We start from the raw sequence: 13728 nt of genomic DNA, 5'->3' as shown, positions 1-13728 counted from the left end.
CGCCGTATCTCGCGTGATTGGAGCCGTAACTCACGAGTTACGCCTCCAATCACGTGAGTTACGCCTTCAATCACGCGTGTGTCGCCCTGGGCGGACGTGCGTCGGGGGCGAGTCGACGCCGCAATGGAGACATTCGCCGGGGTGCGGCGACTCCTCGGTGTCGGCGGAGTCGTCGGAGTCGTCGGAAGGGGTGTCGAGGACGCCGTTGTGGATGCCGAGCGCGATCAGCCCGCCGCCGATCGCGAGCGCCGCGCACACCAGCAACGCCGTCCGCCAGCCCGCGGTCAGGGCCACCGGATCGGCGTAGGCGGCACCGGACAGCCCGGCGACGGCGGGCAGGACGGCGATCGCGAGCAGGCCACCCGACCGGGCGATGGCGTTGTTGACCCCGGAGGCGACGCCGGCGTACCGGTCCGGCGCGGCGGCCAGCACCGTCGCGGTGACCGGCGCGACGACCGTCGCCAGCCCGGCGCCGAAGACGACGACGGCGGGAAGCACCGACCCCAGGTACGAGGACCCCGGACCGACGCGCATCAGCAGGAGCATGCCGACGCCGACCAGGATCGGGCCGGCGACCAGTTGCGTACGCGGCCCGATCTTTTGCGCGAGCGCGCCGGAGCGGCCGGAGAACAGCAGCATGATGACGGTGATCGGCAGCCCGGCGAGCCCGGCCGCGGTCGGCGAGTAGCCCAGCGACACCTGCAGCTGCATGACCATCAGCATCATCACGCCGCCGAGCGCCGCGTAGACGACGAAGGTCAGCGCGTTGGCGAGGCTGAAGGTCCGGTCGCGGAACAGTTTCGGCGGCACCAGCGGGTCGGCCGAGCGGTGCTGCATCACCAGGAACGCACCCAGCCCCGCGACGCCGAGCACGATGGCGATCAGGACGACGACGTCACCGATACCGCGTCCGGGTGCCTCGACCAGCGCGCCGGTCAGCCCGGCCAGCCCGATCGCGCCGACGGCGGCCGCGAGGAAGTCGGGATGCCCGGTCGCCTCCTCGTCGCGGGACTCGGGCACGTAGCGCCGGGCGAGCAGGACGCAGACCGCGGCGAGCGGCAGGTTGATCAGGAACGCCAGCCGCCACGACCACACCTGCACGAGGACGCCGCCGAGCAGCGGGCCGATCGCCGCCGCGATACCGCCGAGCCCGGACCAGGCGCCGATCGCGCGGGCCCGGTCCTCATGGGTGAACGACGCCTGGAGGATCGCGAGCGAACCGGGCGTGAGCAAAGCTCCCCCGATCCCCTGGAGGATCCGGGTCGCGACGAGCAGCTCGGTGGTCGTCGCGGCGGCGCACAGCCCGGAGGCGACGCCGAACCAGACGACTCCGACGATGAACATGCGGCGGCGGCCGTAGCGGTCGCCGAGCGATCCGGCGACGAGGATCAGCGCGGCGAGCGCGAGCAGGTAGCCGTCGAGGATCCATTGCAGGCCCGCGACGGACGCGTCGAGCTCGTCGCCGATCCTCGGGAGCGCGACGTTGATGATCGTCCCGTCGAGCATCGCCATGCCCGAGCCCACGATCGTCGTGGCGAGCACGCCCCGCGCCACCGGCGTCCCCCACCGGATCCCCGCCGCCGTGTCAGTCATAGGACGACTGAATCACGACGGCCGGGGCCGGGCCACCGCGGAATAGGGATGAATTCCGGGAAAGCGATCTTTCCCGGAATTACCTGACTCGTCAGGGAAGTAGCGTGGTGACGAATTTGTAACGGTCACCCCGGTAGATCGCGCGCGCGAACTCGACCGGTTTTCCGTCGGTGGCGAAGGAATGCCTCGAAAGGAGCAACATCGGCATTCCGACGTCGGCGCCGAGCATCTCCGCCTCGTGCGGTCCGGCGAGGGCGGTCTCGATCGTTTCCTCGGCCCTTTCCAGCTCGATGCCGTAGTGCTCCCTCAGCACGGCGTACAGCGAACCACCTGCGGAAACGTGTTTGCGCAAACCGCGGAAGCGGCCGAGCGGGAGATGCGTGGTCTCCAGCGCCATCGGCTGCGAATCGGCCAGCCGGAGACGGCGAAGGCGAAGGATCTTCGCGCCGACGCGGATTCCGAGCAGCTTCGCCAGATCGGCTTCGACGGGCAGTTCGTCGATCTCCAGCAGCTTGGACGACGGCTTGAGCCCCTGCTTGCGCATGTCCTCGGTGTAGGACGACAACTGCAGGCGCTGCGCGAGTTTCGGCTCGGCGGCGAAGGTGCCCTTGCCCTGAACGCGGTGGAGCCTGCCCTCGGCGGTGAGATCGGCGAGCGCCTGCCGGACGGTGGTGCGCGAAACGGTGAATTCCCCCGCCAGTGCCCGTTCCGTCGGAATCGGCGAGCCGGGCGGCAACGCGTCGAGCAGATCGAGCAGATGCTGTTTCAGCGCCCAGTACTTGGGTTCGCGCTGCCCGCGCATCCCTGCCGTAGCGCCCGCCTCACTCGCGGTGGTTGTCTCCAACATGACCGACTCCCTAAGCCTTCCCACTCAAACGCGCACCGTCCCCGCTAGGAAACGTACCCTTCACCACAAACGTCCATTCGGGCTAGCATTGGTCTAGACCTACTCGGGGGACGAAGTACGTCCCGGTGGAAGGGAACGAGATGACCGAACAGCGCCCCGGCGAGCACATGGCCGCGGAGATCTCCCAGCAACCCGCCATTCTGGCAGGAATCGTGGAGCGACAGGCCGAAATCGCCGAGGTGGCCGAAGCCATCTCCAAGCGCCCGCCCAGGTTCGCACTCCTCGCCGCCCGGGGCTCCAGCGACCACGCCGCCCTGTATGCGAAGTACCTGATCGAAGTACTCCTCGGTCTCCCCTGCGGTCTCGTCTCACCGTCCACCGCGACTCTGTACGGCGCCCGTCCCGATCTGCGGGACGTTCTCTTCATCACAGTAAGCCAAAGCGGTGGTTCCCCGGATCTCATCGAGGTCACCGAAACCGCGCGTCGCCAGGGAGCGCTGACCGTTTCGGTCACCAACACCCCGGAGTCGCCGCTTCGCGCCGCCGCCGAACTCGGTGTCGACATCGGCGCGGGACTGGAAAAGGCCGTGGCCGCCACCAAGACCTACTCGGCCACCTTGCTTTCGCTTTACCTTCTGATCGACGCGGTCCGCGGTGGCAAGGGCGCGGACGCGGAGAAGCTCGGTGAATTGGCCCAGGCGACCCTCGACGGCTCCGAAGAAGGCGTCCAGCGTGCGGTGGACCGCTACCGCTTCGTCGACCGGGTGCTCACCACGGGCCGCGGTTACTCGTACGCCACGGCGCTGGAAGGTTCCTTGAAGCTGGCCGAAACCAGCTACCTCGCCGCCCGCGCGTACAGCGGCGCGGACCTGTTGCACGGTCCGGTCGCCGCGGTCGACGGTGAGACCGCCGTGCTCGCCGTGACGAGCCAGGGACACGGCGTGGGCGCGATGCAGGAGGTCCTGGAGGCCGTCGGCAAACGCGGCGCGGACGTGCTCGCGGTCGGCTCCGCTTCGGCCGACGTCCCCGCGGCGCTGCGGATCGGTGTCGCGCCGTCCGCCGAAGAGGTCGCCCCGATCCTGGAGATCCTGCCGATCCAGCGGATCGCGCTCGGTCTCTCGCTGGCGCGCGGCGGTGACCCGGACAGCCCGCGCGGGCTGCTCAAGGTGACCAAGACCCGGTGACCCACGTCATCGGTGTGGACGCCGGAGGCACGTCGACGCGAGCGATCGCCGTCGACGCCTCCGGCGCCGTCCTCGGCACGGGCCGCGCGGGCGGGGCGAATCCCAATTCCCATCCGCCGTCGGAAGCCGCCGCGCGGATCGCGAGCGCGATCACCGGCGCGCTCGGCGGGCTCGATCCGGCCGCGACGGCGGCGTGCGTCGTCGGCATGGCCGGCGTCAGCAAGCTGAGCGATCCGGCGATCGCGGAGATCTTCGAAGCCGCGTGGAAGGACGTGGGGATCAGTCCGGTGCGGACGGTCCCCGACCCGGAGGTCGCCTACGCGTCGGCGACTTCCGCGCCGGACGGTTCGGTGCTCGTGGCGGGCACCGGGTCGATCGCGGGGCGGATCCGCGGCAGGCGGATGGTGTCCACGGTCGGCGGTTACGGCTGGCTGCTCGGCGACGAAGGTTCGGCCTACTGGCTCGGTCGCGAAGCCGTTCGCTCCACTTTGGATGTTCTCGGCCGCGGCGGCGAGCCCGGTCCGCTCGCGCGCGCCGTGCTCGCCGAAGCGCTCGGACCGTCCGCAGTGGACCCGGCGAGCGACCGGGCACCGCTCTGGCGCGCGCTCATCACGAGCGCCAACGCCGAAGCCCCGATCCGGCTCGCCAGGTTCGCCCCGTTCGTCAGCGACGCCTACCGCGAAGGCGATCCGGCGGCGGACGAGATCACCACCCGCGCGGCCGCCCTGTTGGTGACGAACGTCATGGCCGCCCGTGACCCCGGCGAGGACACGCCGGTCGTCCTGGTAGGCGGCGTGCTGTCGCCGGAGGGGCCGGTGGGGGCGAAGGTCCGTGCCGAGCTCGCCGGTATCGAGGTCCTGACCAGCACCGACGGGGTGCTCGGCGCGGCCTGGCTGGCCGCCGTCGACGCCTACGGGGAGAGCACCCCGCGGCCGGTGTCATCCTGAAAAAACACCCGGAGCGAGCCCGAAAAGACCAAACCATCGACTCCGGGGCCGAACTCCGGGTACCGTAGGACCCGGCCCCCGGACCCTCCCCCCTCGCCGGGGGCCGCCTTATGTCCTGGGCAGCCCATCGGGCGCGGAATCCGAGGGATCCCCGTTCTCCTCCACCACCCGCAGGCCGGGATGTTCCGGCGGCAGCGTGCGGTACAGCACCCAGCCGCTCACGGCGACCGTCACCGCGACCAGCGGCCAGGACAGCACCGTCCGCGCGATGCCGAGCGCGACCACCTGCCCGCTCCACCACAGCGAGCCGTACACGGCGACCCGCAGCGTGTACTGGAGGAAGACCCACACCCAGCTCGCCCGCGAATACGCGCGCAGCAGCGCGGGATCACGCCGCCATCGGGTCTTCTGCCCGATGACGAGCCCCACCACGACGCCGAGCAACGGCCACCGGACCACGATGCTGGCCGCCCACAGCAGCGCGCTGGCCACATTGGACAGCAGCTGGATGAGGAAGAAGTCTTCGGCGCGGCCGGTGTGCAGGGCGATCAGCGCGGCGGCGATCACCGCGGCGAGGCTCACCACGACCGCGCGGGCCTTGTCGCCGCGCGCGACCCGGTACCCGCCGAGCAGCACCGCCACCCCGATGGCCACCCCGGCGCCCCAGGCGATCGACCGGTCGGCGATCAGCCAGCCGAGGACGAAGGCCGCGGGCGGGATGCTCGCGTCGATGGCGCCTCGCCGCCCGCCGAGGATCTGGGCGAGCGACTCGCGCGAGGGTCGTGAGGTCACCCTTACAGCCTGCCGGATCTATGAGCCCGAACACCCGGGCGGGGAGATGTTCGCCACACGAGGTGTCCGGTTTACGTCCACTTGAGGGGAATCTACGCAGCCCAGGAGTGTACATCCCAGTAATGGAGATGCATGGACGTCCGACAAAATAAGAGACTGTGTCAACGGGCTGAACCAAGGGTTTCGGCCGGATGGGATTGCAGGGGCGCTCACGGCTGTTGGTTGTGGTGTACAAGTACCACCGGGGGCACACGGACGGAAGGGGACCCAACGTGTACGGATTCGACAGCTACGTGGCGATCGGTGACAGTTTCACCGAAGGACTCAACGACGGCTTGCCCGACGGCAGCTTCAGGGGCTGGGCGGACAGGCTGGCGGAGATCCTCGCCGAAGGCAGGCCCGACTTCCAGTACGCGAACCTCGCCCTCCGCGGGAAGATGCTCGACGAGATCCTCGAAGAGCAGCTCCCGATCGCCCTCGCGGTGAAGCCCGACCTGGTCACCCTGTGCGCGGGCGGCAACGACATCATCGTGCCCGGCGCGGACGTGGACGCCGTCGCCGCGCGGCTGGAGGCGGGGGTCGCCAAGCTGCGCGAGGCCGGGATCCCGGTGCTCATCTTCAACGGGCCGGACACCAAGTACCTGTCCGTGATGCACGTCCTGCGGGGGAAGGTCGGCATCTACAACGCGCATCTGTGGGCGATCGCCGACCGGCACGGCGCCAAGATGGTCGACATGTGGGCGATGGCCCCGCTGCACGACCGCCGCGCCTGGAGCGACGACCGGCTGCACTTCACCCCCGAGGCCCACCGGCGGATCGCGCTGCGCGCGGCCGAGGTCCTCGGCGTCCCGGTCGCCGACGACTGGCGCGAGCCGTGGCCGGCGTCCGAGGAGCCGAGCACCTGGATCACGTCGCGCCGCTCGGACCTCGAGTGGACGAAGGCGCACCTGCTGCCGTGGATCCGCCGTCAGCTCAAGGGCGAGTCCATGGGCGACGGCCTGTCCCCGAAGCGCCCCGAGCTCGCGCCGCTGCTCCCGCTGGAGCAGATCGAGTCGACGGGCGTCACCCTCCCGGCCAAGGAGCTGCGGGAAATCCACCACCACGCGAGCTGAACCACGGAAGTACGTGAAGGCCCCCTTTATTGCGCTAGACGCAATAAAGGGGGCCNGCCCCGAGCTCGCGCCGCTGCTCCCGCTGGAGCAGATCGAGTCGACGGGCGTCACCCTCCCGGCCAAGGAGCTGCGGGAAATCCACCACCACGCGAGCTGAACCACGGAAGTACGTGAAGGCCCCCTTTATTGCGCTAGACGCAATAAAGGGGGCCTTCACGTACTTCCGGGCCTCGATCGATGTCACCCAGAAGGGTCATGTGCCGACCCCGTCCTGGCCGAGGCGAGGTCCGGGCCGCGGTCGACGTCGCAGGCCAGACCGGGTACGCGGCACTTCGCGGGGAGCGCCGGACGTGGGGAAAGCCGGTTCGCTAACCGGACGTACGCGGCTTACAGTCCCTTCATGCCCGGTACACGCTGGAGCCGCTTGCTGCCTACAGCGCTGCTGGTCACGCTCGCCTTGACGGCGATCACCGTCTGGTCGGCCTCGGACGACATCGAGGCCGAGCTGACCGCGCGCGCGAAGAACGCGCTCGCCGACGTCGGCGTCTCCGGCGGCCAGGTGAGCTTCTCCGGCCGCGACGCGAACCTCACCGGCTTCCCGCCGGACAAGGCCGCGCAGGCGATGGACGCCATCCAGCGGATCGACGGGGTCCGGACGGTCGAGATCTCCGGCGACACCGCCCCGCCGGCGGGCCCGGTGACCACCAGCGGCGAGCCGCCGAGCCCACCCGCGCCGAGCCCGCCGCCGAGTCCCGCGCCGACGTCGGCCAAGCCGACGGACAAGGCGGGCTTCCAGGCCGAGCTCGACCGGCTGCTGGCGGCCACGCCGATCACGTTCGAACCGGACACCACCGACCTCACCGCGGACGGCGAACGCGGCGCGCTGGAGGTCGCGAAGCTGCTCACCGACGCGCCCCGCGAACTGCGGTTCCGGATCACCGGGTCGGTCGCGACCGGTTCGGACCGCAAGCTCGCGCTGAACCGGGCACTGACGGTCGAGCGGTTGCTGGAGCGCAACGGGGTCAAACGCGACCAGGCGTACTCCACCCAGCGCAGGAACTCCGACGGCGCGAGCGGCGAGGGCCGCCGCGTCGACATCACGGCGGAACAGAGGTGATGGCCTGATGCTCTGGCTCTTCGGGCAGATCTGGCTGTGGCTGCTCATCTCGTTCGCCCTCGGCTGCGGTGTCACCTGGCTGCTGATGCGCGGTGAACGGCGTGAGCGTCCCGCCGCGGAACCGGCGGTCCCCGAGCCGGCGCGCGCCGCGGTCCCGGTCCGGCACGACCCGGATCCCGAACCCGTCCCCGAACTGCTCTCCACCGAACGGACGCAGTTCCTGCCGCCCGCGCGGGTGCAGGACGACGACGAGCCGTACGACCAGGAGGCGGAAGGCCACCGTGAGGGTCAGCTGGCGCCGGAAGCGGTGCGGGCCTACCAGCCGGGGCCGCCGGAAGCGGCCGCCCGCAACGGCGAGAGCGGCCACGAACCCGAACCCGTCTGGCCGAGCGACGAGGACTGGCCACCCGCCGGGCACCGGCCGGGGCAGGGCGGCTGACACTCGCCTGGTAAATTCGGCTACGCACTGTGAGCGGGACGCCGGGTACGTTTCTTCGATCGGGAGCTCCGGCACACGAAGGAGGCTCCGATTGGCGCTCCCCTATTGGACGCCGCACAACCTGCTGCCTCCTGGCCGCCATCCCGCCGATCTGGCCGATGTCTACGAGCGGCTGGTCTTCGACGCGCCGCACCAGAACGACCGTGAAATCCTGTTCAGCGCGCTGAACAGTTACCTCGGGGTCGCCCGGCGGATCATGCCGACCGGCCGCGCGTGGATCGGCGGGGATCTGACCGCCAGGACCCCGCACGCGCCGCGCGGGCTCGACGTGGTGCTGATCCCGGACGAATGGGGCGCGCTCAAACGGCTCGACGACGCGGGCCGCTCGGCGCTGTACGGGCTGCTGACCCTGCGCGGGGTCATCGTCGGCCAGCCCGCCATGTACCTGGACCAGGTCCAGCCCGTCGGCGGCATGCTCGACGGTTTCCTCTGCCGCCCCGGCGACGAGGAGATCTGGGAAGAAGTGTGGGCATCGGGTGGCAGGGGAATTCCGGAAGTGATCTGGTGAGGAACGAATTCCGGCGTATCGCCGACGAGATCCCCGGCGGCACCTGGCTCGACGACCTCGCCCGCGCGTCGGCGATGGCCGCGTACGCCAAGTTCGAGCGGACGTCGCGTTCGCCGCTGCTTCGCGTCTCCGTGATCGGCGAGTCGCATCTGGACGCGTACACGTTCTCCGACATCAGCCGCGCGCTGCAGGACGCGACGGCGAAGATCGGGCACATCATCCGGAACCCGTCGGGCGAGGTCACCTTCGTCCAGCCCGCGGACCGCGAGAAGGCCCCGCTGATCCAGCGCGGCCAGGCGGGCAACGCGATCTTCTTCGGCTTCCCGGAGCCGGCGCTCGACGACGCGCTCATCCACGACGGGATCGAGTCGCTGTCCGAACGCGCGGTCAAGGAACTGTGCGACTTCCTGCCAGCCAACGGTTCCGACGACGGCGCGCTGGACGCGGTGCTGCTGCAGCGCGACACCGTCCGCAACGCGGTCAGCGACATCGTCAACGCGGTCAGCAAGCACGCCGGGATCGGCATGGCGCTGACCCCGACGTCCGGCGACGAACTGACCCGCAGCATGACCACCGAGCAGGCGAGGATCCTGTCCGGGAGCCTGCGCGAGTCGCGGGAAGCCGTCGGCTACGAGACGGTCAGCGGCAGGCTGGACGGCGTCCGCACGCGGCGCCGGATCTTCTATCTCGAACGCGAGTCGGGCGGCACGATCCAGGGCGCGGTCGCGCCGGATCTGCTCGACGAGATCAAGGAGAACCTGGACCGGCCGGTGACCGCGCGGCTGCGCGTCGTGCGCACCACGACCATCGACGGCCGCCGCGGCCGCCCGGTGCACGAACTGCTGGAGATCACGCCGGAAGTCAACCTGTTCGATCAGTGATCGGGTTTCCGACATTCGGCGATGCCACAATTCTCGTCAGAAAATGTCGGTGACCGCTTGATCATCGTTGAATGATGACTTTTTCCGGCAGGTAACAATTTCGGCCATTGCCCCGAACGATGGGTTAACGTCTTCGGACGGAAGCCTCCGAAAGGGCATGTATGCCGACCGATCCACCTCTCCCGCACCCGCCTGCCACCCGCTACGGCCCTGGGTTCGCCGCGCACGGAACCCGGCACCGCAAACCCAAGAACGGCGTGGTCATCGCGGGTTTCCTGATCGGCTTGGCGGCGCTCGGGGTCGCCTTCGTCCCGGTCGCCGGGATCGCCGCCTGGCCGCTCGCCGTGATCGGATTGATTCTTTCCGTGATCGGTTTGACCAAAATCAAGAAGGGTGAAGCGGACAAGAAGGGAATGGGGATCGCGGGGCTCGCGCTTTCGATCACCGGACTGCTGGCCGCCGGCGGGTTACTGGTCTACACCAGTTTCTTCGCGACCGGTGAGTCGGGGCTGCACGTCCCGGCGGTCGCCGGGGACAAGAACACCGTCGAGTTCGTCGTCAGCGCTTCCGGCGGTGCGACCATCCGGTACGGCTCGCTCAACGACCAGCGGACCGAGACGGCCCCGGCCAGCACCGACGAATGGCGCGGCACGGCGTCCTTCAACTCGGGCGACTACCTGCTGACCGTCACCGCGGACACCCGGAACTCGTCGGTCAGCAACCAGATCGCCTGCACGATCCTGGTCAACGGCAAGAAGGTGGCGGAGAACAAGGGCCAGACCATCGCCCTGTGCACCGCCGGCACCGGCTGACCCCCTGCGTTTCGTCCTCTGAATGCGGTCCTTGCGCGTGCAACGACCGCGTCCAGAGGACGAAACGCGGGCCTGCGTTTCGTCCTCTGAATGCGGTCCTTGCGCGTGCAACGACCGCGTCCAGAGGACGAAACGCGGGGGTGCCGCCTGGCGGCCGGCCGGTATCGCCCCCACCTCCACCGGCCGGACCGCCACGAGCCGCTCCTGGCGGCTCTTCGGACGGGACCCGCGAACGGGCCCGCCCGAGCGTCGATCACTAGCGCGTGCCCCTCCCCTAGGGCTCGATCGACACTGAACCGGACCCTACGCGCGTGTGCGGCGAGGCCACTAAGAATCCGCTAAGGATCACTCACGGACTTTCGCCGAGGTCGGTGAGTTCCGCACGGACCAGCGCGGCGAGCTTGGGATTGGCGTCCGCGAGGATTTTCAGCGCGAGCGCGAATTGTTCGCGGGCACCGTCCACATCCGACCCGGCCCGCAGCACCCTGCCCAGCGTCAGCCGCAGGACGCCCTCCTGCAGGACGAACCGTCTGCTGATCGTCAGGTCCACCGCTTCCCACACGTACCGCTCGGCCGCGGCGAGCTCGCCGATCCGCAGGCTCAATTCGGCCAGGTTGTTCAGCGAGACGACGACGTAGCTCTCGTCCCCGAGCGTGCGGTCGATCTCCAGCGAGGCGATCTGATGGCCGATCGCCTCGATGAACCGCCCCGCCCGCTTTTCGGCCTCGGCGCAGTTGTTGAGCGCCTGCCCGCGCAATTCGAGATCGCCGGTCCGCTCGGTCTCCTCGACCACGCGCCGCAGCGTCCTGATCGCCTCGTCGTGCCGCCCCAGCAAGGTCAGCGCGGAGCCGAGGTGGATGTTCGCGGAGATCGTCAGCCGGTCGTCGCCGATCGCGGTCGCGAGTTCCAGCGCGCGTTCCGCGTCGGCGAGGCAGCCCTGCGGCAGTTCGAAGGTGAGGGCGATGGCGCAGCGGGAGATCAGCATCCAGCACCGGCCGAGGACGTCACCGGATCGCTCGGCGGCCTCCAGGCCGATCTCGACCAGCCGCGTCCACTCGTCCAGCAGCGGGTACACCGCGCGATAGGTGTGCGCGACCCTGGCCAGCCGCCAGACGTCGTCGTGGCGTCCGGCGGCGCGGGCGGCTTCGAGTACCTCGATCAGGTTCTCCCATTCCGCGGTGAACCAGTCCTGCGCCTCGTCGAAGGAACCGATCGGCGGCGTCTGCGCGTCGGTCAGCTCCCCGGTGAAGTCGAGCGGGTCGACGATCCGCAGCATCTTCCGCCGGGCCCGGTCGGCGACGGCCCGATAGAACCGCACCGACCGCGACAGGACGTCTTCGCGGTCGGCTTCGTCGAGTTCGTTCTCCGCCAGCTCGCGGAGGAAAAGGCGGACGAGATCGTGCGGGACGAACGAATCGCGGCCGGTTTCGGCGAGCAGGTTGTGCGCGGCGAGCACCCGCAGATGCCGCCGCGCCTCGGCGACGGTGATCCCGCCGATCGCCGCCGTCAGATGCGAACCGGCCGAAACGCACTGGACCACGCCGAGCCGCAGGAACGTGTCCGCGACCTCGGGCGGCAGCCCCCGGAACGAGACGTCGAACGCCGCGCGGACACCGTCGTCCGGGCCCTCGACGTCGAGGGCGGCCAGCCTCGTCCGTTCGTTGCCGAGTTCGTCGACCAGATCCTGCGCGGACCACTGCGCGCTCGCGGCGAGCCGGGCACCCGCGATCCGCAGCGCCAGCGGGAGATAACCGCAGAGCCGGGCGAGCGCGTGGTTGAGGTCGAAACCGGCGGGCCCGGCGAGTTCCTCGATCAGCCGGACGGCGTCGCCGGGCGCGAGGGTGCCGAGCACCCGCAGTTTGGCCGCGTTGGACACGGCGAGCCCGTCGAGCCGGGAACGGCTGGTCACCAGCGTCATCGACCGCGAGCCGGGCGGCAGCAACGGCCGGACCTGCTCGGCGCTCCGGGCGTTGTCGAGGATGACCAGCATCCGGCGCCCGGCGATCATCGAGCGGTAGAGGGCGACGCGTTCGTGGACCTGTTCCGGGACGCCCTCGGCCGGGACGCCGAGCCCGAGCAGGAACTGGGTGAGCAGGTCGGCGGGCTCCAGCGGCGGATGATGCGGGTCGAAACCCCGCAGCGAGGCGAAAAGGATGCCGTCGGGGAAGCGGCGGCCTGCCCGATGCGCCCACCACACCACCAGGCTGCTCTTGCCGATCCCGGCCGTCCCGGTGACCACGCCGACCGCGGTCTCACCCGCTTCGGCCCGCTCGGCGAGTTCGTCGAGCCAGGCCAGGTCGGCCTCGCGCCCGGCGAGGTTCGGCACCGCGGGCGGCAGTTGCTGGACGGGCGCCGCCTCGGCCTTCGGTTCCGCGACGACCTTGACCGGCAGGTCGTCGTTGAGGACGCGTTCGTGCAGCCAGCGCAGATCCGCGCCGGGTTCGACGCCTAGGGTGCGCAGGGTCGCCCGGGACACCGTGCGATAGAGCTCGAGCGCGTCTCCGCGGCGGCCGGCGTGGTAGAGCGCGCGCATCAGCTGCCCCGCCGTGCGCTCGGCGAGCGGATTCGCCCGGACGAGCGGGCTGAGCTCGACGATCAGTTCCGCGTGCCTGCCGAGTTCGAGGTCCGCGTCGACCCTGGCGCCGTGGACGGCGAGCCGCAGATCCTCCAGTTCGGGCGCCCGGACCGACCCCGGCACACCGGCGAGCGCGGGCCCCTGCCAGAGCGCGAGAGCCTCGGTGAGCAGCGCGGACGCCTTCTCCGGCTCTTCCGCCGAAGCCCGCTCCAGCAGGGAACGGGCACGATGGACGTCGATCCGCTCGGGATCCACGGTCAGCTGATAGCCGGGCGGCGCGGTCAGGATCCGGGCGCCGTCCGGATGGCCGCCCTGGATGCCCCGGAGCACGCGGCGCAGATGCGAGACGTTGCCGTGGACGATCGTGCGGGCCGTGGCCGGCGGATCGTGCCCCCACAGCGCGTCGATGATCTCGTCGAGCGCGACGACCTTGTTGACCTTCAGCGCCAGCAGCGCGAGCAGGCCGCGGACGCCGGGACCGCCGACGGGGACCGGCCGATCGCCGTCGAGGAGGCGCACGGGACCGAGGAGCTGGAAGCGGGCAGGGGAACCGCTTTCGGCCATGACAAGCCCCCCTCCCTCCGATCTCTCCCCTTACCGGAACAGCCAACCTACCGCGCGGAGAGCCCGCCAACCAGGACACTCGAGGTCGTGAAGGCCTCCTTCCCTACTTTCAGGGTAGGGAAGGAGGCCCCTACTTTCAGGGTAGGGAAGGAGGCCTTCACGACCCGGCCGATCCGGACAAAGGCGCCTAAGCGGGCATCATTCGTCCACTGTGGACTTCGATTCCGCGGGGGGGCCGGGCTCGGCGTGGCCCGGAGACGAAAAAGGCTCCGTGCTATCAGTCCCGATCTGATGGCA

Annotated in this window: 12 protein-coding genes; 8 read left to right on the top strand and 4 right to left on the bottom strand. The window is 70.1% G+C overall.

Annotated features, from left to right (window positions below):
• Positions 1 to 66 precede the first annotated feature (66 nt).
• Positions 67 to 1593 (bottom strand): MFS transporter, encoded by a 1527-nt coding sequence (locus tag ACXIZN_RS37325; protein ID WP_457959551.1) that lies wholly within the window; start codon positions 1591 to 1593, stop codon positions 67 to 69.
• 91 nt (positions 1594 to 1684) lie between these two features.
• Positions 1685 to 2440: a GntR family transcriptional regulator gene (locus ACXIZN_RS37320; RefSeq protein ID WP_457959550.1), complete on the bottom strand. Its 756-nt coding sequence runs from the start codon at positions 2438 to 2440 to the stop codon at positions 1685 to 1687.
• A gap of 140 nt (positions 2441 to 2580) precedes the next feature.
• On the opposite strand from ACXIZN_RS37320, the gene ACXIZN_RS37315 reads away from it, so the two are divergent.
• Positions 2581 to 3624: an SIS domain-containing protein gene (locus ACXIZN_RS37315; protein ID WP_125683755.1), complete on the top strand. Its 1044-nt coding sequence runs from the start codon at positions 2581 to 2583 to the stop codon at positions 3622 to 3624.
• Positions 3621 to 4571, top strand: coding sequence for an N-acetylglucosamine kinase (locus ACXIZN_RS37310; RefSeq protein WP_457959548.1), 951 nt, complete (start codon positions 3621 to 3623; stop codon positions 4569 to 4571). Before ACXIZN_RS37315 ends, ACXIZN_RS37310 begins: the two co-directional genes overlap by 4 nt.
• A 108-nt stretch (positions 4572 to 4679) precedes the next feature.
• On the opposite strand, the gene ACXIZN_RS37305 is transcribed toward ACXIZN_RS37310, so the two are convergent.
• Positions 4680 to 5363 carry a DUF3159 domain-containing protein gene (locus ACXIZN_RS37305; RefSeq protein WP_457959547.1) on the bottom strand — a complete coding sequence of 228 codons (684 nt, stop codon included), beginning with the start codon at positions 5361 to 5363 and terminating at the stop codon, positions 4680 to 4682.
• A 272-nt stretch (positions 5364 to 5635) separates the two neighbouring features.
• Between ACXIZN_RS37305 and ACXIZN_RS37300 the strand changes: the two genes are divergently transcribed.
• The 6 genes from ACXIZN_RS37300 to ACXIZN_RS37275 all read left to right on the top strand — a co-directional run bounded on the left by ACXIZN_RS37300 (position 5636) and on the right by ACXIZN_RS37275 (position 10292).
• Positions 5636 to 6475, top strand: coding sequence for an SGNH/GDSL hydrolase family protein (locus ACXIZN_RS37300; RefSeq protein WP_457959546.1), 840 nt, complete (start codon positions 5636 to 5638; stop codon positions 6473 to 6475).
• Between the two features lie 400 nt (positions 6476 to 6875).
• A complete protein-coding gene (locus ACXIZN_RS37295; protein WP_457959545.1) occupies positions 6876 to 7592 on the top strand; it encodes a cell envelope biogenesis protein OmpA in 717 nt (238 codons plus the stop codon).
• 7 nt (positions 7593 to 7599) lie between these two features.
• Positions 7600 to 8031 (top strand): hypothetical protein, encoded by a 432-nt coding sequence (locus tag ACXIZN_RS37290; protein WP_457959544.1) that lies wholly within the window; start codon positions 7600 to 7602, stop codon positions 8029 to 8031.
• A 91-nt stretch (positions 8032 to 8122) separates the two neighbouring features.
• Positions 8123 to 8599: a DUF6932 family protein gene (locus ACXIZN_RS37285; RefSeq protein WP_126730318.1), complete on the top strand. Its 477-nt coding sequence runs from the start codon at positions 8123 to 8125 to the stop codon at positions 8597 to 8599.
• Positions 8596 to 9480 carry a hypothetical protein gene (locus ACXIZN_RS37280; RefSeq protein ID WP_457959543.1) on the top strand — a complete coding sequence of 295 codons (885 nt, stop codon included), beginning with the start codon at positions 8596 to 8598 and terminating at the stop codon, positions 9478 to 9480. Before ACXIZN_RS37285 ends, ACXIZN_RS37280 begins: the two co-directional genes overlap by 4 nt.
• A 161-nt stretch (positions 9481 to 9641) precedes the next feature.
• Positions 9642 to 10292, top strand: coding sequence for a DUF4190 domain-containing protein (locus tag ACXIZN_RS37275; protein ID WP_457959542.1), 651 nt, complete (start codon positions 9642 to 9644; stop codon positions 10290 to 10292).
• 349 nt (positions 10293 to 10641) lie between these two features.
• Here ACXIZN_RS37275 and ACXIZN_RS37270 read toward each other — a convergent pair whose 3' ends face one another.
• The gene (locus ACXIZN_RS37270; protein ID WP_457959541.1) at positions 10642 to 13431 is read right to left on the bottom strand and encodes a BTAD domain-containing putative transcriptional regulator; all 2790 of its coding nucleotides are present in this window, start codon (positions 13429 to 13431) and stop codon (positions 10642 to 10644) included.
• Positions 13432 to 13728: the final 297 nt, after the last annotated feature.

It is taken from the genome of Amycolatopsis sp. TRM77291, from assembly GCF_054166285.1.
This window is presented reverse-complemented; position numbering and strand designations above follow the sequence as displayed.

What these genes read in the sequence shown, in the direction of transcription:
- ACXIZN_RS37325 (WP_457959551.1), bottom strand. Translation starts at nt 1,593, where the DNA reads ATGACTGACACGGCGGCGGGGATCCGGTGGGGGACGCCGGTGGCGCGG.
- ACXIZN_RS37320 (WP_457959550.1), bottom strand. Translation starts at nt 2,440, where the DNA reads ATGTTGGAGACAACCACCGCGAGTGAGGCGGGCGCTACGGCAGGGATG.
- ACXIZN_RS37315 (WP_125683755.1), top strand. Translation starts at nt 2,581, where the DNA reads ATGACCGAACAGCGCCCCGGCGAGCACATGGCCGCGGAGATCTCCCAG.
- ACXIZN_RS37295 (WP_457959545.1), top strand. Translation starts at nt 6,876, where the DNA reads ATGCCCGGTACACGCTGGAGCCGCTTGCTGCCTACAGCGCTGCTGGTC.
- ACXIZN_RS37290 (WP_457959544.1), top strand. Translation starts at nt 7,600, where the DNA reads ATGCTCTGGCTCTTCGGGCAGATCTGGCTGTGGCTGCTCATCTCGTTC.
- ACXIZN_RS37275 (WP_457959542.1), top strand. Translation starts at nt 9,642, where the DNA reads ATGCCGACCGATCCACCTCTCCCGCACCCGCCTGCCACCCGCTACGGC.
- ACXIZN_RS37270 (WP_457959541.1), bottom strand. Translation starts at nt 13,431, where the DNA reads ATGGCCGAAAGCGGTTCCCCTGCCCGCTTCCAGCTCCTCGGTCCCGTG.